Below are 19,276 nucleotides of genomic sequence, written 5' to 3'. Positions count from 1 at the left end.
TCGCCGAATCTAGCCGGGGACGGTCAGGCCGCGCCCTCGCCCGCGAGCCAGGAGTCGCGGGTGGCGACGGCGATGTCCGGGTTGTCGGAGAACAGGGCGTCGACACCGGCGTCGAGGAAGGCGTCGATCTCGCCGGCCAGGTCGCCCTTCGCGTTCGGGTCGGTGCCGATGCGGTGGTTGGTCGGCAGGAACTGGTTCTCGACCCGCATCGTCCAGGTCACCACGCGCAGCCCGGCGCCGTGCGCGTCGGCGACCAGCGAGCTCGGCGCCCCGATCGCCCCGGACCCGTTGCGCGGGATGATCAGGCCCTTGGTCGGCGCCACCCAGTCGGCGTACGTCGCGATGTCGGCGAGGCCGGCGGGCTTGACCAGGTCGGCGTAGGTCGTGGTCGAGCCGGCCGCCCTGAGGTCGTACGGCGCACCGCTGCCGTCGACGAGCTGGGCCAGCGGGACGCGCGTCATCGTGTCGAGCTGGCGCAGGTTGCCGGTCTCGAAGGACTGGATGACGACCTTGGCGTTGGGCCGGTCCAGGCCGTTGCGGCGCAGGGTGCGCACGAGCGGCTCCTCGAGGGAGAGCCCGATCGAGTCGAAGTACGACGGGTGCTTGGTCTCGGGCGCGATGCCGATGGTGCGCCCGCTGCGGCCCGACTCGCGCTTGACCAGCTGGATGACCTCCTTGAGCGTCGGGATCTCGAGCTGGCCGTCGTAGCGGGTGTTGTCGGGGCGGACCTGCGGCAGCCGCTCCTTGGCGCGCAGCGTCTTGAGCTCGGCGAGGGTGAAGTCCTCGGTGAACCAGCCGGTGACGCTGACGCCGTCGATGGTCTTGGTGGTGCGCCGGCCGGCGAACTCCGGGTGCGTGGCGACGTCCGTCGTACCGCTGATCTCGTTCTCGTGGCGGGCGACGAGGACGCCGTCCTTGGTCGAGACGAGGTCGGGCTCGACGTAGTCGGCGCCCATCTGGATGGCGAGGCGGTACGCCGCGAGGGTGTGCTCGGGGCGGTAGCCGGAGGCACCGCGGTGGGCGATCACGATCGGCTCGGCACCGGGGTGGCGCTCGGCGTGGGCGTTGCCGTTGCCGGGTGCGGCCTGCGCGGGGGCGGCGGTAGCGCCGAGGGCGACGACGGCAGTGGTGGTGGCGGCCATGAGGGTCCTCCCGAGGAGGGTCGTCCGGGTCATGACCGCCAGCCGACCAGCCGCAGGTGGCCCGTCGGGGAGGGGAAGGTGAAGCGCGGGCAGCCGTCAGCGGGCGAGGAGGAGGATGCCGCCGACGAGGAGGGCGACCACCTTGACGACCTCGGCGCCGACGTACCAGAGATGGGCGCGGGAGCCCGGCCCCGCGACGCCCTCGGGTGCGGCGAGCACGGCGTCGGAGCGCCGGGTCAGCGCCGGCCGGACGAGCAGCAGCTGGACGAGCAGGACGGCCACGGCGACGCCCAGCGCGATCCCGGCGCCGGCACCGGGATCGCCGATGAGGAGCGAGATCACGACCAGCACCGCGAGGACCAGCTCGCACGCGTTGAGCGCCCGGAACACCAGCCGGCCGATGCCCAGCCCGACCTGCAGCGTCACGCCGGGGGCCCGGAACTTCATCGGCGCCTCGATGAACGAGATCGCGAGCACCATGCCCAGCCAGACGAACGAGGCGGCGGTGGCGGTGGCGTGCGACGCGGGCATGAGGCGATCATCCACCTTCGTTCGGGGGTACGGCGCCACCCGGCCGCGGGTGAGAATGGGCCCGTGGCGTACTGGCACCGGACCGCACCGCACACCTTCTCCCCCACCGAGCACGTCGGCGGCGCGTGGGACCGGGCGACCCAGCACATCGCCCCCGCGCTCGGCGTCCTCGCTCACGAGGTCGAGCGCGACCGCGACGCCCGGCGCACCGACGGGCTGGTCGTCAGCCGGCTGTCGTACGACATCCTCGGCACGGTGCCGATCGAGCCGATCGACGTCGCGGTGGAGGTGCTCCGCCCCGGGCGGACCATCGAGCTGGTCCAGGCCACGGCGTCGTACGCCGGCCGCGCGGTCGCCGTCCTGCGGGCCTGGCTGGTCGAGCCCTACGACACCACTCCCCTCGCCGGCACCGACCTGCCGTCCATCCCGGGCCCGGACGAGATGGAGCCGTGGGACATGGCCGGGCTGTGGGCCGGCGGGTTCATCGCGTCGATCGAGGTGCGCCGCAAGGAGCTCGGCCCCGGCCGCTCGATGGTGTGGGTCCGCACCCCGCACGCGCTGGTCGCCGACGAGCCGGTCAGCCGGCTGGCCGCGGTCGCCGGGCTGGTCGACGTGACCAACGGGATCGCCGTGCGCACCGACCCTGCCAAGGTCTCCTTCCCCAACCTCGACCTCACCGCCCACTTCCTGCACCACCCGGCCGAGGGCTGGCTGGGGCTGGACACCACGCAGTCGTACGGCGCCGGCGGGATCGGCGTCACCAGCTCGAAGATGCACGACGAGAACGGACCGCTCGGCACCATCGCGCAGACGCTCACCGTGCGCCCGTAGGCGTCGAACGCGCGGACCGGGCTGGGCTGTAACACGCCGTCCACCCGACTGCCCGGCACCTGTCAGCAGCGAACGCCCTGATTCTGCGGCGTGTCGCGCTGACAGCCGACAGGTAGTCAGGTGGACGGCGTGTTACTTCTCGGTCGAAGGGGCCGTTGCGACGGCGTCGTGTTCGGCGCCGGTCCGCTGGACTGGACGATCCAGTGGAACCTGGGTGGGCGGTGACGTCCGGGTCGCCGACGCGATCAGACGCTGCGTCCGCGTCCGTTGACGACCGAGACGCCGCCGGGACCGACGAGCAGGCCGACGACGATCAGCACGATGCCGAGCAGGACGCTGCCCTGGATCAGGGTCACGATGCCCACGATGACCAGGACGACGGCTGCGATCCACAAGAGCATGCCCATCACTGTTTCCTTTCCCTCGCCCACCGGCGGTGGGGTCCTCGGGCGGTACCCGGGCGTTCGGCCGGCACACGCCCCGCCGCACCGCGTCAGCGGACGCCGCTGACCCTGTCGAGCGAGCCCGGTTCGGGTGTCCCGGGCCGCAGGTCGGGCGCCGGGTGCCGGGTGACGGGCGGTGGGCCGTAGCGCAGGTGGCCGGCCCACGCGGGTCCGGCGACGTCCTCCTCCGGGTCCTCGGGCCAGCCGTCGGAGCGACGCAGCGACCAGGTCGTGATGGGCATCGCCAGCACCAGGGTGGCAGCGAGCTCGCGGCGGCTCGGACGACGTACCTCGCTCGTCCGGCCGGGCAGCACCCGGTCGGTCAGGAGGTCGAGGGCGGTCTCGTGCTCCGCGCCGTCGAGCACGCGGAACTCCCCGAAGAGCACCGCGCTCGTGTACAGCAGCGACGACTCGAACGCCGACCGGGCGACCACGATGCCGTCGACGACGGCCACGGACACCGCGACCGGCACCCCCGCCGCGACCCGGCGCATCCAGCGCGACCCGGTCGAGCCGTGGGCGAGCAGCAGGTCACCCCAGCGGGCGACCACGGTGGGCAGGACGGCCGGGGTGCCGTCCGCGTCCACGAACGCGACGTGGGCCAGGACGCCGCTGTCGAGGAGGGCGTCGAGGTCGGCCCGGTCGTGCGACATCAGCTCGGGCAGCCGGGTCGGCTCGGTGCGGCTCACTCCGCCTCCGACCGCGTCGTCGCCGCTCGCACCAGGCCGGCGAACAGTCCAGCGTCGGCATCGATCTCGGGGTGCCACTGGACGGCGAGCCGGAACGGGTGGTCCGGGTCCTCCATCGCCTCGAGCAGCCCGTCGGCCGCCCACGCCACGGCGGCGAAGCCAGGGTGCTCGCGCACCGACTGGTGGTGGTGGCACGCCACGGGCGGGACCCCGTCGAGGAGTGCTCCCAGCCGACTCCCGGCCGCGACCCGCACGGCCGTGCGTCCGTAGACGTCCCCGCCGGGGCTGTGCTCCTCGTGGTCGACCAGGTCGGGCACGTGCTGGTCGAGGGTGCCGCCCGCGTGGACGGCCATCACCTGCATGCCCCGGCAGATCCCGAGCACCGGCAGCGCCGGCGCCACCGACGCGGCCGCATCCAGCAGCGCGAGCTCCCACGCGTCGCGGTCGCGCCGCGGCCCGCCCGTCTCCGGGTGGGCCGCGGCGTCGTACTGCTCCGGGTCGACGTCGGCGCCGCCGCTGATGACCAGCCCGTCGAGGCGTCGTACGACGTCCCGGGCCGCCTGCGCGAAGGGCTCGGTCGGCGGCAGCAGGACGGGCACGCCACCGGCCGCCTCGACCGCACGCGCGTACGCGGCCGGCAGCAGGTCGGCGGCGGTGTCCCACACTCCCCAGCGGGCGGGCTCGCGGTAGGCCGAGAGCCCGATCAGCGGTCGCACAGCACCGGTCACAGCGGCGTGACGTACGCGCCCGAGATGCCGCCGTCGACCAGGAACGTCGAGGCCGTGATGAAGGACGACTCGTCGGAGGCCAGGAACAGGACCGCGTTCGCCATCTCCTCGGGCTCACCGAACCGGCCCATCGGCACGTGCACCAGCCGGCGCGCGGCCCGCTCCTCGTCCTTGGCGAACAGCTCCTGCAGCAGCGGGGTGTTGACCGGCCCGGGGCACAGCGCGTTGACCCGGACGCCCTCGCGGGCGAACTGCACGCCGAGCTCGCGCGACATCGACAGCACGCCGCCCTTGGACGCGGAGTACGAGATCTGCGAGGTGGCCGCGCCCATCACCGCGACGAACGAGGCGGTGTTGATGATCGAGCCCTTGCCCTGCTCGAGCATGTACGGCAGGGCCGCCTTGCAGCACAGGTAGACCGACGTCAGGTTCACCTCCTGCACCTTGCGCCAGGCGTCCAGGTCGGTGTCGAGGATCGAGTCGTCCTCCGGCGGGCTGATGCCCGCGTTGTTGAAGGCGATGTCGACCGAGCCGTAGGTGTCCTTGGCGGTCCGGAAGAGGGCGTCGACCTCCTCCTTGGACGTCACGTCGACGTGGGTGTAGGTGAGGCCGAGCTCGTCGGCGAGCCCCTTCCCGCGGGCATCGTCGACGTCACCGACGACGACCTTCGCCCCCTCCTCCAGAAATCTCTTGACGGTGGCCAGACCGATCCCCGAGCAACCCCCGGTGACGACGGCGACCTTGCCTTCCAGGCGACCAGACAACGCGTTCTTCCTTTCGATCAGGTGAGTCAGTCGTGTGCGATGAAGACGTTCTTCTCCTCGGTGAACGCGTTCGGGGCCTCGGGCCCGAGCTCGCGTCCGAGACCCGACTGCTTGAAGCCGCCGAACGGCGTCCAGTAGCGGACCGAGGAGTGGGAGTTGACGCTGAGGTTGCCGGCCTCGACCGCGCGGGCCACGCGCAGCGCGCGGCCGACGTCGCGGGTGAAGATCGACCCGGACAGGCCGTACTCGGTGTCATTGGCGAGCCGGATCGCGTCGGCCTCGTCGTCGAACGGCATCACCGCGACGAGCGGGCCGAACACCTCCTCGCGCCACACGGGCGCCCGGGTGTCCTCGGCGACCACGACGGTCGGGGGCAGCCAGAAGCCGTCGGCGAAGGACGCGTCGTCCGGCATGCTGCCAGTGATCACCGGCTCGGCGCCGTCGAGGTAGCGCGCCACGCTGGCTTTCTGCTGCGCGGAGACGAGCGGCCCCATCTCGCTGTCGGGGCTGGCCGGGTCGGCGACCCGCAGGCTCTTGACCGCCGTCTCGAGGCCGGACATGAAGTCGTCGTACGCCGAGCGCTGGACCAGGATCCGCGAGCGGGCGCAGCAGTCCTGGCCGGCGTTGTCGAAGACGGCGTACGGCGCCGCGGCGGCCGCCTTCGCCACGTCTGCGTCGGCGAACACGATGTTGGCGCTCTTGCCGCCGAGCTCGAGGGTCACCCGCTTCACCTGGTCGGCGCAGCCGGCCATGATCCGCTTGCCGACCTCGGTGGAGCCGGTGAAGCAGACCTTGCGGACCGCCGGGTGGGTCACGAACCGCTCCCCCACGATCGAGCCCTTGCCGGGGATCACGGTGAACACGCCCTCGGGGATGCCCGCCTCGAGGGCCAGCTCGCCGAGCCGGATCGCCGTGAGGGGCGTCAGCTCGGCCGGCTTGAGCACCACCGTGTTGCCGGCCGCGAGCGCGGGAGCGAAGCCCCAGCCGGCGATCGGCATCGGGAAGTTCCACGGGACGATCACGCCCACGACGCCGAGCGGCTCGCGGAACGTGACGTCGACGCCGCCGGGCACCGGGATCTGCCGGCCGAAGAGCCGCTCCGGTGCGGCGGAGTAGTAGTTGAGGACGTCGCGGACGTTGCCGGCCTCCCACCGGGCGTTGCCCAGGGTGTGGCCGGCGTTGGCGACCTCCAGCTGCGCGAGCTCCTCGAGGTGCGCGTCGACCACGGCGGCGAAGGACCGCAGCAGCCGGGCCCGCTCGCCGGGCGCGAGGTCGCGCCAGGCCGGGAACGCCGCCTGGGCGCCCGCGATCAGCGCGTCGGTCTCCTCGACCGAGGCCTGGCTGACCTCCGTGATCGGTACGGCGGTCGCCGGGTTCAGGACGGTGACGGTGGACATCTCTCCCTTTCTCGGTTCCGGTCTCACATGCGCTCGAAGCTGCGGCGCAGCTCCCAGTCGGTGACGGCGGCGTCGAAGGCGGCGAGCTCGACGTCGGCCATGTTGGTGTAGTGGTCGACGACCTCGTCGCCCAGTGCGGCGCGGGCCACGGTCGAGTCACGGAAGGCGTCGCGGGCGTCGCGCAGGGTGCCGGGCACCCGCGCCCGGTCGGAGGTGTACGCGTTGCCGACCAGCGCGGGCTCCAGGTCGAGCCCCTTCTCGATGCCGTGCAGGCCGCCGGCGAGCATCGCGGCCAGCGCGAGGTAGGGGTTCACGTCGCCGCCGGGCACCCGGTTCTCCATGCGGGCACCGGCTCCGCGGCCGACCAGCCGCACCGCGCAGGTGCGGTTGTCCTCGCCCCACGCGATGGTGGTCGGCGCGAAGGAGCCGTCGGCGAAGCGCTTGTAGGAGTTGATGTTGGGCGCGTAGAGCAGGGTCAGGTCCGGCATCGTGTCGAGGACACCCGCGACGAACGAGTCGTAGAGCGCCGATCGGGTCCCGGCCGCCTCGTCCCAGAAGACCAGCGAACCGTCCGTTCCCCGCAGGGACAGGTGGATGTGGCAGGAGTTGCCCTCGCGCTCGTCGTACTTCGCCATGAAGGTGAGCGACTTGCCGTGCGCGGAGGCGATCTCCTTGGCGGCGGTCTTGTAGACGGCGTGGTTGTCGGCGGTGACCAGGGCGTCGTCGTACAGGAACCCGATCTCGTGCTGACCGTGGTTGCACTCGCCCTTGGAGCCCTCGACGTTCATGCCGGCGCCGTACATGGCGTTGCGGATGTCGCGGATGACGGGCTCGATCCGGGTGCCGCCGAGGATCGAGTAGTCGACGTTGTACTGGTTCGACGGGGTCAGCCCGACGTAGCGGCGCTCGGACGCGGCCTCGTAGGTGTCCTCGAACAGGATGAACTCCAGCTCGGTGCCGGCCAGCGCGGTGTAGCCGAGCTCGGCGGCCCGGTCCAGCTGGGCGCGCAGGATGGCGCGCGGGGAGGCCGCCACCGGGCGGTGGTCGGGCCAGGTCAGGTCGCACTGGACCATCGCCGTCGCCGGCACGTGCGGCAGCAGCCGGAGGGTGTCGAAATCGGGCACGAACTCCATGTCGCCGTACCCGCGCTCCCACGACGTCATCGCGTAGCCGGGCACCGTGTTCATCTCGACGTCGACGCCGAGCAGGTAGTTGCAGCCCTCGGTGCCGTGCTCGAGGACGACGTCGAGGAAGTACTGCCCGTGCAGGCGCTTGCCCTGCAGCCGCCCCTGCATGTCGGTGAACGCGACGACCACGGTGTCGACCCGGCCGTCGCCGATCATCGTGCGCAGGTCCTCGAGGGTCAGGTGCCGGTCGTTGCGGGTCATGGGTCTCCCTGTGTCATCGGTTTGTCGTCGGTGCTCCCCGGCTCAGCCGAGGAGGCCACGCAGCAGCGCGGCCGTGTCGTCGCAGTGCTGCTCCATCGCGCGGCGGGCCCGGACCGGGTCACCGCCGAGGATCGCGGTGACGATCGCGCGGTGCTGCGTGCTGGAGTGCTCGATGTTGACGTCCAGGACCGGGATGGCCTGGAGCATGTCGTGCAGGCAGGCCTGCACGTCGGTGACCGCCGCGACGGTCCTGGGTGAGCCGGTGACGCCGGCGATCGCGAGGTGCAGCCGCGAGTCGGCCTGCCGGTGCTCGGCCGGGTCGGTGGCCCCGTCGACCGCGGCCAGCGCCGAGGTCAGCAGCATCCGCTCGCTCGCGCTCAGCTCCCGGCTGGCCGCCACGTGGCAGGCGCCCGGCTCGACGACCCGGCGGAACACCAGCGAGTCGAGGAGCTCCTCGCGACGCTCGGCGATCCCCCCGTCGTCCCGCGGCTCCCCGGGTGCCGACGGTCGGTACGACACCACCGTGCCGCCGCCGCGGCCCCGCGTCGTCCGGACCATCCCCGCCGCCCGCAGGCCGGCGATCGCCTCGCGCAGGGTGGCCCGGGCCACCCCCATCCGCTCGGCGAGCTCACGCTCGGGCGGCAGTGCCGCGCCGTACGCGAACACGCCGAGCCGGATGGCCGTCGCGAGCTGCTCGACGCAGCTCTCGAAGGCGTGGTGCCCCCGGACGGGTCGGAGCACGAGGTCGCCGAGAGGACGGGCCGGATCGAGGTCCGCCGGGTCCGGGGAAGGAGTCATGGTCCGAGTGTCGACCCGTGGTGGCTAGACGGCCCCGGCCGGGTCCGCCTCGTCGACGGTCCGGATCGGTCCCTTGAACCAGTTCTTGGCCGACACCTGCCACCACACGGTGATCCCGAGCAGGATGCCCAGGGTCACGATGGGCGCGTAGTTGACGAACTTCCACTCGAAGTCGTCGCTGAACGGCACCGCACCGGGGACGAACGGCATCATCAGGTAGATCGAGACGATGACGATCTCGGCGACGGCGAGCGGGTTCATCCACTTGTACTTCGCACCGTTGTTCCACGACCCGACCTCGAACTTCTCGCCGTGCCGCCAGCGCAGGAAGATCGGGATCGCGAAGGACAGGTAGAGGCCGATCACCGCGATCGAGGTGACGGCGTAGAAGGCGACCGGGATGATCAGCGGCGCCTCCGCGGTGCCGAGGTTGACCTCGATCAGGGCCGGTGCGGTCACGATCGCGCTCACCACCGCCACCAGGCCGACGGCCTTGGCCGGCACCCGACTGGCCGAGAGCTGCTGCCAGTGCTTCGAGCCGGGCACTGCACCGTCGCGGCTGAACGCGTACAGCATCCGCGACGCCGAGGTCATGCACGCCGTCGCGCAGAAGACCTGCGCGGTGGCCGAGATGAACAGGACCAGACCGGCCTTGGTGCTGCCCAGCGAGCTGACGAAGACGTAGGCGACACCGCCGGCGCCGACACCGGCGTTGTCGGGCGCCCCGTTGACGCTCGGGATCGCGAACACCACGGCCAGCAGCAGGATGTAGCCGCCGATGGCCGAGTAGGCGATGGACTTCCACAGGCCCTGGGCCGCGCCCTGCGAGGCGCCCTGGGTCTCCTCGGAGAGGTGGACCGAGGCGTCGAAGCCGGTGATCGTGTACTGGGTCAGCAGGAAGCCGAACGGGATGATCGCGAGGAAGAAGCCCAGGTTGGACGTGCTGCCGTCGCCGAAGCCCGAGTTGTTGAACCGCTCGGTGAACACGTAGCCGATGCTCTGGTGCTGGTCGGGGACCACCACCAGCAGGACGACGATCAGCGCGGCGCCGAACACGTGCCACCACACCGAGATGTTGTTCATGACGGCCATCAGGTGGCCGCTGAAGATGTTGACGACCGCCGTGAACGCGAGCACCACCAGGAAGGTGATGAACACGCGGGTCAGCGAGTAGTCGGCTGCGTAGCCCTTCGACCAGGTGCTGATCGTCAGGTCGATGAAGGTCGCGCAGCCGTAGGCGACGCCCGCCGTCACCGCGACCAGGCCGACGAGGTTGAGCCAGCCGGTGTAGAAGCCGGCCCGCGGTCCGCCCAGCTTGGAGGCCCACCAGTAGATGCCGCCCGATGTCGGGTACGACGACACCAGCTCGGACATCGTGAACCCGATGATCAGGATGAACACCGACAGGATCGGCCACGACCACGAGATCGAGATCGGTCCGCCGTTGTTGAAGCCGGCGCCGAAGTTGGTGAAGCAGCCGGCCAGGATCGAGATGATCGAGAAGGAGATCGCGAAGTTGGAGAAGCTCGACCAGCTCCGCTTGAGGTCCTGCTTGTAGCCGAGCTCGGCCAGACGCTTCGCGTCCGCGTCGAGATGCGGGTCGGCACCCGGGTCGTTCGTCACTGCCATCAGCCGTCCTCTTTCGCCATGGGGAGGGGGGAGGTGAACTGGCGGTCAGTGTGTTCCGGACCACATCAGTCTGTCAATGGTCCGACCTTGTACCTTTAGGGATCGACACCTACGGCAGGGGCTCGACGCTGCCCACCCGGAGCACGCGCACCTCGAGCTCGTCGATGACCAGCGTGCGCACCCGCCCCTCCCCCAGCACCAGCCGGCCGATCGCGACGGCTCCGACCGCCACCGCACCGAGCGCGAGGGCGCCCACAGCAGCGGCGCCGACCGCGGAGGCGCCGTACGCCGAAAGTCCGAGGGCGTTGCTGCCCTGCAGCCGGGGAGTCAGGTCGAGACGAGGTTCCATGCCGTCGATCCTGCCAGCAGCACCGGACACCGAGCGGTGAGCGATGTCCACGAAACTTCACCTTGCAGGGCGTTGACGCGCGGGCGCCCGAGGAGAAATGTCGCCAGCAGTCCCCCGCCCGGAAAGGCCAGCCTCGTGCCTCACCTCACCTCGACCAACCGGCGCCGCCTCGGCGCCGCCGGCATCGCCGGCATCGCCGGCATCGCCGTGCTCGCTCTCGGCCTCCCGCCCACCTCGGCGGACGCCACCCCGTCGGGCGGCAAGACCGCCGCCTCCCCCACCGCGGTGGGCAAGCTGCTCGCCTTCAACGACTTCCACGGCGCCATCGACCCACCTGTCGGCAGCGGCGCCACGGTGGCCGGTGTCCCGGCCGGCGGCGTGGAGTACCTCGCCCACGAGATCAAGCGGCTGCGGGCCGAGGCCCAGCAGCAGACCAAGGACGTCTACACCGTCGCCGCCGGCGACCTGGTCGGCGCGAGCCCGCTGGTCAGCGCCGCCTTCCACGACGAGCCGGCGATCGAGGAGATGAACGCCCTCGGGCTGGACATGACCAGCGTAGGCAACCACGAGTTCGACGAGGGCGTCGACGAGCTGCTGCGGTTGCAGAAGGGCGGGTGCCACCCGACCGACGGCTGCCAGGACGGTGACGGCTTCGCCGGCGCCGACTTCCCGATGCTGGCCGCGAACGTCGTCCGCAAGAGCAACGGCAAGCCGATCCTGCCGGCGTACAAGGTGCGCAAGGTCGGCGGCGTCCCCGTCGGCTTCGTCGGCATGACGCTGGAGGGCACGCCCAGCATCGTCAACCCGAACGGCATCACCACGGTGAACTTCCTCGACGAGGTCGAGACCGCCAACAAGTACGCCGCCGAGCTCCGCGCCCAGGGCGTCAACTCGATCGTCCTGCTGCTGCACGAGGGCGGCCAGCAGACCTCGACCGACGTCGACCGGTGCGACGGGTTCAGCGGAGCCGTCCAGGCCATCGTCGCTGGCCTCGACCCGGCGTACGGCATCGTGATCAGCGGTCACACCCACCGCTCCTACGTCTGCCACCTGCCCGACTCGGCGGGCGAGGACACGCTGGTGACCAGCGCGGGAACGAACGGCCAGGTCGTCACCGACGTCACCTTCACCGTCAGCCGGGCCACCGGCAAGATCGTGTCGGCGAGCGCCGACAACGACCTCGCGATCAACGGCGTGCAGAACCCGGACGGAACCTGGCAGATGCAGGCCGCCGGACTCCCGGTGCGCAACCCGGCTCTCGTCGACCCGGCAGCGAAGGTGATCGCGGACAAGTACCGCACCGCCGTCGCGCCCCTCGCGAACCGCGTCGTCGGCTCGATCACCGCCGACATCCCCCGCGACAACAACGCCGCCGGCGAGAGCGCCCTCGGTGACGTGATCGCCGACGGAATGATGGCCCGCTCCACCTCCGCCGCGCCGGACTTCGCGTTCATGAACCCCGGCGGCATCCGGGCGCCGCTGAGCTATGCGGCGAGCGCCGGCGGCGAGGCCCCCGGCCAGGTCACCTACGGCGAGGCGTTCACGGTGCAGCCGTTCAACAACCTCGTCGTGACCCGGACCTACACCGGCGCCCAGGTCAAGGACGTCCTCGAGCAGCAGTTCGCCGGGTGGGCCGGCCAGACGACGACCAAGATCCTCCAGGTCTCCGCGGGCTTCACCTACAGCTACAACACGACGCTGCCCCTCGGCAGCCGGGTCAGCGACATCCGGCTGTTCGGCGTCCCGCTCGACCCCGCCGGGACCTACCGGGTGACGATGAACGACTTCCTCGCCGCGGGCGGTGACGCGTTCACCGCACTGAAGGTCGGCACGAACCCGGTCTACCAGCCCGGCTTCGACGTCGACTCGCTCACGGCGTACCTCGCCACGGGGCCGATCGCACCCGGGCCGCAGGACCGGATCACCAAGCTGGGCTGACGGGTCCGGACACGCGAGAGCCCGCCGCGTCACGCGGCGGGCTCTCGTCAAGAGTGGAGCTGCGGGGAATCGAACCCCGGTCCTCGAGCGCCGAGCCAGGTCTTCTCCGGGTGCAGTTCGTGCTGGCGTTTTCTCGGCCCCGACGCTCGCACGAACACGTCGTCGACAGGCCCAGTCAGGTTTTAGTCCCGGTCAACCACCCTGACGGCAGTTGAACAGCAAGTCTCCTGGATGACGTCTGGGTCCGGGACGGAGACGGATGCCCGGTCAGACGCTTCGATCACCGCGTCAGGCGGCGAGAGCGAAGGAACTGCGCTTAGCGTTGGCAGTTATTGGTTTCCAGCGATCGTTTACGAGATGACGCTGGCTTCTCGACCCGCTTCCCCTGGAACAAACGTCCCAAGTCGAAACCGATCAGCCCCTTTTGAGTTGTGTCGACGTCAGTCTACCCAGGAGCAACGACACAGGCCCACCGGATAGTCCCGGCGGGCCTGTGCGGAAGCGATCCAGGCAGCCTCAGCCGAGGAATCCGGCCAGCCAGCTCGCGACTCCGGGGATGTCGACACGCTGGTAGCCGTCGATGTAGCGGCAGTTCTGGGTCAGTCCGTACGACGTGACGCCGACGACTGCGTTGCCGAGCCACAGCGAGCCGCCCGAGTCACCGAAGCAGGTGCCGCCGGTGCCGAACGGGTCGTTCTCGTTGCCGTTGGTCTGGATGATCTGCGGCGTGATCTTCTGGCCGGGCATGTCGACGTAGCGCCGGATGATCGGGTAGCTCATCGGGGTCGGCTTCTGCGAGCCCACGTCGGACTGGCGCACCTCGGTGCCGTAGCCGACCGCACGGAAGATCGCCTTGCGCGGCTGCTTGACCGCATCGACGGTGCCGACCGGAGCGAGCGGGGCCGGGGCGATGTCGGTGACCGGCTGGTCGAGGACGACCACACCGACGTCGTTCCAGTTCCGCAGGTCGGTGAAGTTGCTGTAGTTCGGGTGCGTGTACGCCGTGCCGGACAGGTAGCCCGCCCCGGTGATGTCGGCCGCGGTGTAGCCGGCGGTCACGTCGCTGGCGACGGGCAGCGGCGACGGCGGCGCCTCGGCGACCACGCTGTCGAAGGTCACCAGGGTCTTCCCGAGGGTGCCGGAGGTGCAGTGGGCAGCGGTGACGAGCACGGTCGGGCTGACCAGGGTGGCGGAGCAGCGGAACCGGCCGTCGGCGTCGTAGAACGCGATCATGGCGACATTGGGATGGGTGTCGCCGTCGACGGTCCCGCCGGTGCTGGCGGACGCCGGAGACGTCGGTACGACGAGGCCCAGGCCGACCAGGGTGGCGGCGGCGAGGGTCAGGAGACGAGTGCGCATGGTTCTCCTTCGTGCTGGATGTGGAGCGTCCAGTCCAGCACCACCGGGCGGCCGGCGGAAGAAGCTCCGGGTCAAGAATCTGCGGCCGGCGGGCCGAACAGCCGGACACCGTTGTGCCAGCACACGTCGCGCAGCCAATCGTCGCCCAGGTCGAGGCGCGCCAGCCCTTCGAGCTGGTGGTGGTAGGGGTACGGAATCGTCGGGAAGTCCGATCCGAGCAGCACCTTGGGCTGCAGGTCCCGCACCCGCGGCAGCAGCTCCGCCGGGTAGCCGCCGTCGCGGTCGAAGAAGTCCGTGAAGACCATCGTGGTGTCGAGGTGCACGTTGACGTACTGCTCGGCGAGCACCAGGAAGTCGTCGTACTCCGGAGCACCCATGTGGGCGATGACCAACCGCAGCCGCGGGAAGCGGCGCAGCAGCCGGGCCACCGAGTCCGGGCCGGTGAACTCGTTGCCGACCGGGCCCGACCCGGCGTGCACGGTCACCGGGGTGCCGGCGTCCTCGAGGATGCCCCAGACCGGGTCGAGGACCGGGTCGTCCGCGACGAACTCCCCCACCTGCAGGTGGATCTTGAAGATCCGGACGCCGTCGTCGACCAGCTCGGCGACGTACTTCTCCGCCTCGGGCTCGGGGTAGAAGGTCGCCGAGCGCAGGATCTCGGGGGCCGTCGCCGCGAAGTCGCGCGACCAGTCGTTGAGGTACGACGCCACGCCCGCCTTGTGTGCGTACGGGTGGGTCGGGAAGGCGCGCAGCCCGAAGGCGCGCAGCAGGTCGAGCCGCTCCTCGTGGGAGTCGCGGTACCGGATCGGCCACGGGCGCCCGATCTTCGGCCCCGCCTCGTCGAAGACCCGCCACACGGCGCGCTGGATGTTGGGCGGCAGGAAGTGGGTGTGCACGTCGAACAGACCAGGCAGTCCGAGCGGCTCCCAGAACGCCCGCACGCCACGGACGTCCGCGGACCGCTCGTCAGTCACTCATGCCCTTGAGCCGGCGACCGATCGCCTCCTGCTTCTCGCGGTCGGCCGTGCGCTCGGCGATGGCCTGCCGCTTGTCCCACGACTTCTTGCCCTTGGCCAGGCCGATCTCGATCTTGGCCCGGCCCTTGACGAAGTAGAGCGACAGCGGGATGACGGTATGGCCCTTCTCGCTGACCTTGCGCTCGATCTTGTCGATCTCGACCCGGTTGAGCAGCAGCTTGCGCTTGCGGCGGGCGGCGTGGTTGGTCCACGTGCCCTGGGCGTACTCCGGGATGTGCACGCCGTGCAGCCAGGCCTCGCCGCCCTCGATGTCGACGAAGCCGTCGACCAGGCTGGCGCGGCCCATCCGCAGCGACTTCACCTCGGTGCCCTGGAGCACCATGCCCGCCTCGAAGGTGTCCTCGATGTGGTAGTCGTGGCGCGCCTTCTTGTTGGACGCGACGAGCTTGCGCCCGCTCGCGTCCTCCTGCTTCGCACCCGACTTCTTGGCCATGCCCCGATTCTCTCAGTACGTCGCAACGGGGTTTGTCAGAGGTAGCCCATCGGGTCGACGGTCTCACCGTTGCGCATCACGATGAAGTGCAGGTGGCAGCCGGTCGACCAGCCCGTGGAGCCGGAGTACCCGACCACCTGACCGCGGGCGACCTTCGCGCCCTCCTTCACGGCGTACTTGCTCATGTGGTTGTAGACGAGCACGATGTCGGCGCCGTTGACCTTGCCGATCGCGAGGTAGAGGCGGTTGCCGTAGATCTCGTCGTAGTACTCGTCGATCACGGTGCCGGACTCGCCGGCCCACAGCGCGGCACCGCAGCCGGTGCCGAAGTCGGTGCCGTTGTGCAGGCCCCAGTAGCCGTAGATCGGGTGGATCCGGTAGCCGTAGGGCGAGGTGACCGGGCCCGGGCCGGGACGTGCGAGCAGGCCGGCGGTGTCGCCGTTGTAGCTGCCGCCCTGCTGCTTCGACAGCTCCATGATCTTGTGCTTGATCTTCGCCTCGCGCGTCTCGAGGCGGCGCAGCGCCTCGCGGTCGGCCGCGCGGGCGGCGACGACCTCCTTGCGCAGACCCCTGTTGTGGGCCACGAGGTCCTCGACCTCGGCCGTGGTGGCCGCGGCCTGGTTGACCAGCACCTGCACGGTCGCGACGTTGTCGTCGGCGGCCTTCTTGGCGACGGCGACCTCGTCCCGGGCCGCCCGGACCGCGGCGCGCTGCTGCTCCATCGCGTCCTCGGCGGCGACGAGGGCCACCAGCGCGTCGTGCTGGCGCCCCATCACGAGGTCGTTGGCGGTCTCCCCCATCAGCACGTCCTCGATGCTGCCCGCGTCGGCGTACGCCGCCAGCAGGGCGAGCCGGGTGTCCCCCGCGGTCGCGATCCCGATGACCGTGTCGCGGCTGGCCTCGCGCTGCGTCGCGACGTCGGCGCGAGCCTGGGCCAGCGCGGCCCGGGCCGTGGTCAGCTTGGCCTGGGCGTCGCTCAGCTGGGTGGCGAGCGTCGCGGCGGCCGCCTGGGCGTTGGCGAGGTCGGCCCGGACCGCGGCGAGCCGGGTCCGCGCGCTGCCGAGCCGGGCCTTGGCCTTCTCGAGCCGCTGGGCGATCTTCGCGACCTTCTGGCTGGCCTCGTGGATGTCGCCCTTGACGCTGGCGATCTCGCCCTTGACGTGGTTCTGCTTGTCCTTGAGGTCGTCGCGGTCGTCGGCATGGGCCAGCGGGACGGCCAGCCCGGCCACGGCGACGAGGGTGGCGACGGCGGTCACCAGCCACTGGGGGTGGGCCCACACGGGCAGCCTGTCGAGGGCACGGCGCAGCCACGGGGCGCTGGGGAAGAAGCGCACGGTAAGACCAATCAGTGTTCGGGGAAGTGAACCCCTCGACCGTAGCCGCCGACGATCAGACTTTGACGTATTTGCGGGTCAGCAGGAGTGTCGGGATCAGCGTCAGTGCCGGCCCCAGCAGCACGATGCCCGGCGGGAACAGCCCGAACAGCGCCTGGGTGTAGTCGCCCCAGTCGACCCACGGCAGGAACGAGACGTGGTCGGACAGGGCCTGGTCGACCCCCCAGTGCTGGAACGCTGCCAGTACGCCGGCCGCGAGGGCGACGCCGATGATCGCGGCCACCAGCGACTCGAGGAGGAACGGCAGCGCGATGTAGAGCGTCGAGGCACCGACCAGGCGCATGATCGCGATCTCGCGCCGCCGGGCCAGGGCCGCCAGCCGGATCGTGTTGGTGACCTGCAGCAGGGCGGCGAACAGCAGGAAGCCGGCGCCGATCCAGGAGCCGTACTTCAGCACGGTCATGATCCCGAAGATCTGGCCCAGCGCCTTGCGCTGGTCCTTGATGCCGGAGACGCCGTCGAGGCCCTCGAGCGCGCTGATGATCCCGTCGGCCCGCTCGGGTGTCTTGAGGGTCACCCAGTACGCCGCGGGCCAGCCCTCGGCCGTCACGATCGGGTCAGGGCCGGTGTACGACGACTCGGGGAGGGTCTCCTTCGCCTTCTCGAAGCCCTCCTCCTTCGACTGGTAGGCGAACGCGCGGACCTCGTCGTTGCCCTTGATCTCCTTCTCGATCCGCTGCTGCTGGTCGGCGGTGACCTCACCGCTCGCGCAGTTGGGGCTGTGGGAGGGGTCGTCGTCGGTGCACAGGTTGACGAGGATCTTCAGCTCGTCGCCCAGGCTGTCGCGGGCGACCGTGGCCTCCCGCTGGACGAGGATGCCGATGCCGGCCAGCGACAGGGACACGAAGAGCGTGAGGATCACCGCGAGGTGCATCGACAGGTTGCGACGCAGGCCGGTGCGGAGCTCGGTGAAGACGTAGCGAAGCTGCATGAGGAAGGCTCTCTGGATCGGGCTGGATCGGATCCGGGTCAGTGCTGGAAGCCGTAGCTGCCGGACGCCTCGTCGCGCACGACCTTGCCGCTGTCGAGCTCGATCACCCGCTTGGTGAACTGGTCGACGATGCCGTGGTCGTGGGTGGCCATCACGACCGTGGTGCCGGTCTCGTTGATGTCACCGAGGAGGTTCATGATGCCGACGGAGGTGGCCGGGTCGAGGTTTCCGGTCGGCTCGTCGGCGATGAGGATCATCGGCCGGTTGACGAACGCGCGGGCGATGGCGACCCGCTGCTGCTCACCACCGGACAGCTCGTCGGGCATCCGGTCGCCCTTGTCCTTGAGACCCACCAGCTCCAGCGTCTCGGGCACCACCTTGGCGATGTCGCGACGCGACTTGCCGATCACCTGCTGGGCGAAGGCGACGTTCTCGGCCACCGTCTTGTTGGGCAGCAGCCGGAAGTCCTGGAACACGGTGCCGATCTGGCGCCGCAGCCGCGGCACCTTCCAACCGGCCATCCGGTTGATCTCCTTGCCGGCGACGTGCACGCGACCGGTGGTCGGGCGCAGCTCGCGCAGCACCAGCCGCAGCGCGGTCGACTTGCCGGATCCCGACGTACCGACGAGGTAGACGAACTCGCCCTTGTCGATGTCGAGGGTGACCTGGTCCAGCGCCGGCCGACCGGGGCCCGGGTAGCGCTTGGTGACCTTCTCGAAGCGAATCACTGACCTGACGGTACGCCACGGCCGAAGCCGACCGGTGGACCCGTCACCGGTGCGTCGCCGGCACGTCAGACACGTCACGTCGCGGGTTCTGAGCACCGCGTCGGTAGGGTGACGTCCGTGCCGATGGTCCTGCGTGCGCTGCTGCTCTCAGCGCTGCTCACGCTCGTGCCCGTCGCCATCGGCGTGGCGGTCTCCGGCGACGCGACGCTGTCGCGCGAGCCGGCCGCCTACAAGGGCACCGACCTGGCCGACTTCGACACCACGAAGGCCGTGGTGCAGCGCGCGCCGTTCTGCGACCTGGTGCCCGCGGCAGCGGTGACGAAGGCGCTCGGGACCGAGGCGACGCTGGCGGCGTACGACAACGGCGAGAAGTCCGACGCCTTCCCGGGCGGCGACGTCCCCCACGAGTACGGCTGCCGCTTCTCCCCCTCCGACACCACCGTCGTCGGGGAGGCCCGGGGCTGGGTGTTCGCCCCGCCGATCACCACCGACGCGGCGCAGGCCATGGCCGAGGCGTCGGTCACCAAGGCCTGCACGGCGCTGCCCGCCGAAGCGGCGTACGGCACACCGTCGGCGGGCGTGCTCTGCCCCGGCGACGGCGTGCAGACGGTCTCCTTCCGCGGCCTGTTCGGCGACGCCTGGCTGGCCTGCAGCCTGACCCTGCCGACCGCCGTCGCCCAGGACGAGCTGGTCCAGCGCACCGGACGCTGGTGCGTGGCGGTCGCGCAGGCCGCGTCGGTGCCGCTGACCTGACCGGCCGGGGGTCG

General features: G+C 70.8%; 20 protein-coding genes and 1 other RNA gene. 3 read left to right on the top strand and 18 right to left on the bottom strand.

What is annotated here, in order from left to right; all coding sequences use genetic code 11:
- Nucleotides 1–23: 23 nt before the first annotated feature.
- Nucleotides 24–1,175, bottom strand: coding sequence for a glycerophosphodiester phosphodiesterase (locus ACZYRU_RS06760; protein ID WP_488956322.1), 1,152 nt, complete (start codon nucleotides 1,173–1,175; stop codon nucleotides 24–26).
- Between the two features lie 63 nt (nucleotides 1,176–1,238).
- Complete coding sequence (locus ACZYRU_RS06755; RefSeq protein ID WP_488956321.1) at nucleotides 1,239–1,673, bottom strand: hypothetical protein; 435 nt, start codon at nucleotides 1,671–1,673, stop codon at nucleotides 1,239–1,241.
- A gap of 63 nt (nucleotides 1,674–1,736) precedes the next feature.
- Between ACZYRU_RS06755 and ACZYRU_RS06750 the strand changes: the two genes are divergently transcribed.
- A complete protein-coding gene (locus ACZYRU_RS06750; RefSeq protein ID WP_488956320.1) occupies nucleotides 1,737–2,504 on the top strand; it encodes a thioesterase family protein in 768 nt (255 codons plus the stop codon).
- Nucleotides 2,505–2,749: 245 nt separating this feature from the next.
- Here the strand turns inward: ACZYRU_RS06750 and ACZYRU_RS06745 are convergent, their stop codons facing one another.
- From ACZYRU_RS06745 to ACZYRU_RS06705, 9 genes are all read right to left on the bottom strand, one after another.
- A complete protein-coding gene (locus ACZYRU_RS06745; protein ID WP_488956319.1) occupies nucleotides 2,750–2,911 on the bottom strand; it encodes a GPGG-motif small membrane protein in 162 nt (53 codons plus the stop codon).
- Nucleotides 2,912–2,997: 86 nt separating this feature from the next.
- Nucleotides 2,998–3,636, bottom strand: coding sequence for a pyridoxamine 5'-phosphate oxidase family protein (locus tag ACZYRU_RS06740; protein ID WP_488956318.1), 639 nt, complete (start codon nucleotides 3,634–3,636; stop codon nucleotides 2,998–3,000).
- On the bottom strand, nucleotides 3,633–4,364 hold the full coding sequence (locus tag ACZYRU_RS06735) for a gamma-glutamyl-gamma-aminobutyrate hydrolase family protein (RefSeq protein ID WP_488956317.1): 732 nt from the start codon (nucleotides 4,362–4,364) through the stop codon (nucleotides 3,633–3,635). The genes ACZYRU_RS06740 and ACZYRU_RS06735 overlap by 4 nt, the downstream gene beginning before the upstream one ends.
- The gene (locus ACZYRU_RS06730; RefSeq protein WP_488956316.1) at nucleotides 4,361–5,128 is read right to left on the bottom strand and encodes a 3-oxoacyl-ACP reductase; all 768 of its coding nucleotides are present in this window, start codon (nucleotides 5,126–5,128) and stop codon (nucleotides 4,361–4,363) included. Before ACZYRU_RS06730 ends, ACZYRU_RS06735 begins: the two co-directional genes overlap by 4 nt.
- A 26-nt stretch (nucleotides 5,129–5,154) precedes the next feature.
- Nucleotides 5,155–6,525: an aldehyde dehydrogenase family protein gene (locus tag ACZYRU_RS06725; RefSeq protein WP_488956315.1), complete on the bottom strand. Its 1,371-nt coding sequence runs from the start codon at nucleotides 6,523–6,525 to the stop codon at nucleotides 5,155–5,157.
- 23 nt (nucleotides 6,526–6,548) lie between these two features.
- Entirely contained in the window at nucleotides 6,549–7,913 is a 1,365-nt protein-coding gene (locus ACZYRU_RS06720; RefSeq protein WP_488956314.1) for a glutamine synthetase family protein, read from the bottom strand.
- Between the two features lie 42 nt (nucleotides 7,914–7,955).
- The gene (locus ACZYRU_RS06715) at nucleotides 7,956–8,711 is read right to left on the bottom strand and encodes a FadR/GntR family transcriptional regulator (protein WP_488956313.1); all 756 of its coding nucleotides are present in this window, start codon (nucleotides 8,709–8,711) and stop codon (nucleotides 7,956–7,958) included.
- Nucleotides 8,712–8,735: 24 nt separating this feature from the next.
- Nucleotides 8,736–10,340 (bottom strand): amino acid permease, encoded by a 1,605-nt coding sequence (locus ACZYRU_RS06710; protein WP_488956312.1) that lies wholly within the window; start codon nucleotides 10,338–10,340, stop codon nucleotides 8,736–8,738.
- Between the two features lie 109 nt (nucleotides 10,341–10,449).
- Nucleotides 10,450–10,689: a hypothetical protein gene (locus tag ACZYRU_RS06705; protein ID WP_488956311.1), complete on the bottom strand. Its 240-nt coding sequence runs from the start codon at nucleotides 10,687–10,689 to the stop codon at nucleotides 10,450–10,452.
- Between the two features lie 135 nt (nucleotides 10,690–10,824).
- Here ACZYRU_RS06705 and ACZYRU_RS06700 point away from each other — a divergent pair, with 135 nt between their 5' ends.
- Nucleotides 10,825–12,627 carry a bifunctional metallophosphatase/5'-nucleotidase gene (locus ACZYRU_RS06700; protein WP_488956310.1) on the top strand — a complete coding sequence of 601 codons (1,803 nt, stop codon included), beginning with the start codon at nucleotides 10,825–10,827 and terminating at the stop codon, nucleotides 12,625–12,627.
- Between the two features lie 51 nt (nucleotides 12,628–12,678).
- On the opposite strand, the gene ssrA is transcribed toward ACZYRU_RS06700, so the two are convergent.
- From ssrA to ftsE, 7 genes are all read right to left on the bottom strand, one after another.
- Nucleotides 12,679–13,049: a transfer-messenger RNA gene (gene ssrA, locus ACZYRU_RS06695) on the bottom strand.
- Nucleotides 13,050–13,143: 94 nt separating this feature from the next.
- Nucleotides 13,144–13,986 carry a S1 family peptidase gene (locus ACZYRU_RS06690; protein ID WP_488956309.1) on the bottom strand — a complete coding sequence of 281 codons (843 nt, stop codon included), beginning with the start codon at nucleotides 13,984–13,986 and terminating at the stop codon, nucleotides 13,144–13,146.
- 71 nt (nucleotides 13,987–14,057) lie between these two features.
- Nucleotides 14,058–14,960 carry an amidohydrolase family protein gene (locus ACZYRU_RS06685; RefSeq protein WP_488956308.1) on the bottom strand — a complete coding sequence of 301 codons (903 nt, stop codon included), beginning with the start codon at nucleotides 14,958–14,960 and terminating at the stop codon, nucleotides 14,058–14,060.
- Nucleotides 14,953–15,456: an SsrA-binding protein SmpB gene (gene smpB, locus ACZYRU_RS06680; RefSeq protein WP_203044784.1), complete on the bottom strand. Its 504-nt coding sequence runs from the start codon at nucleotides 15,454–15,456 to the stop codon at nucleotides 14,953–14,955. The genes ACZYRU_RS06685 and smpB overlap by 8 nt, the downstream gene beginning before the upstream one ends.
- 35 nt (nucleotides 15,457–15,491) lie before the next feature.
- Nucleotides 15,492–16,790 (bottom strand): peptidoglycan DD-metalloendopeptidase family protein, encoded by a 1,299-nt coding sequence (locus ACZYRU_RS06675; protein WP_488956307.1) that lies wholly within the window; start codon nucleotides 16,788–16,790, stop codon nucleotides 15,492–15,494.
- A gap of 55 nt (nucleotides 16,791–16,845) precedes the next feature.
- On the bottom strand, nucleotides 16,846–17,781 hold the full coding sequence (gene ftsX / locus ACZYRU_RS06670) for a permease-like cell division protein FtsX (protein WP_488956306.1): 936 nt from the start codon (nucleotides 17,779–17,781) through the stop codon (nucleotides 16,846–16,848).
- A gap of 38 nt (nucleotides 17,782–17,819) precedes the next feature.
- The gene (ftsE, locus tag ACZYRU_RS06665; protein WP_488956305.1) at nucleotides 17,820–18,509 is read right to left on the bottom strand and encodes a cell division ATP-binding protein FtsE; all 690 of its coding nucleotides are present in this window, start codon (nucleotides 18,507–18,509) and stop codon (nucleotides 17,820–17,822) included.
- 117 nt (nucleotides 18,510–18,626) lie between these two features.
- Between ftsE and ACZYRU_RS06660 the strand changes: the two genes are divergently transcribed.
- On the top strand, nucleotides 18,627–19,262 hold the full coding sequence (locus ACZYRU_RS06660; protein WP_488956304.1) for a hypothetical protein: 636 nt from the start codon (nucleotides 18,627–18,629) through the stop codon (nucleotides 19,260–19,262).
- Nucleotides 19,263–19,276 lie beyond the last annotated feature (14 nt).

The sequence above is a fragment of the Nocardioides sp. F233 genome, assembly GCF_057813895.1.
Note: the sequence above shows the minus strand (reverse complement) of the source record. Positions and strands in the feature narration are given on the sequence as shown.

Excerpts from the sequence above, each read along its gene's own strand:
- ACZYRU_RS06715 (WP_488956313.1), bottom strand. The coding sequence starts at position 8,711 with ATGACTCCTTCCCCGGACCCGGCGGACCTCGATCCGGCCCGTCCTCTC.
- ftsX (WP_488956306.1), bottom strand. The coding sequence starts at position 17,781 with ATGCAGCTTCGCTACGTCTTCACCGAGCTCCGCACCGGCCTGCGTCGC.
- ACZYRU_RS06760 (WP_488956322.1), bottom strand. The coding sequence starts at position 1,175 with ATGACCCGGACGACCCTCCTCGGGAGGACCCTCATGGCCGCCACCACC.
- ACZYRU_RS06745 (WP_488956319.1), bottom strand. The coding sequence starts at position 2,911 with ATGGGCATGCTCTTGTGGATCGCAGCCGTCGTCCTGGTCATCGTGGGC.
- ACZYRU_RS06725 (WP_488956315.1), bottom strand. The coding sequence starts at position 6,525 with ATGTCCACCGTCACCGTCCTGAACCCGGCGACCGCCGTACCGATCACG.
- ACZYRU_RS06705 (WP_488956311.1), bottom strand. The coding sequence starts at position 10,689 with ATGGAACCTCGTCTCGACCTGACTCCCCGGCTGCAGGGCAGCAACGCC.
- ACZYRU_RS06710 (WP_488956312.1), bottom strand. The coding sequence starts at position 10,340 with ATGGCAGTGACGAACGACCCGGGTGCCGACCCGCATCTCGACGCGGAC.
- ACZYRU_RS06720 (WP_488956314.1), bottom strand. The coding sequence starts at position 7,913 with ATGACCCGCAACGACCGGCACCTGACCCTCGAGGACCTGCGCACGATG.
- ACZYRU_RS06690 (WP_488956309.1), bottom strand. The coding sequence starts at position 13,986 with ATGCGCACTCGTCTCCTGACCCTCGCCGCCGCCACCCTGGTCGGCCTG.
- smpB (WP_203044784.1), bottom strand. The coding sequence starts at position 15,456 with ATGGCCAAGAAGTCGGGTGCGAAGCAGGAGGACGCGAGCGGGCGCAAG.
- ACZYRU_RS06755 (WP_488956321.1), bottom strand. The coding sequence starts at position 1,673 with ATGCCCGCGTCGCACGCCACCGCCACCGCCGCCTCGTTCGTCTGGCTG.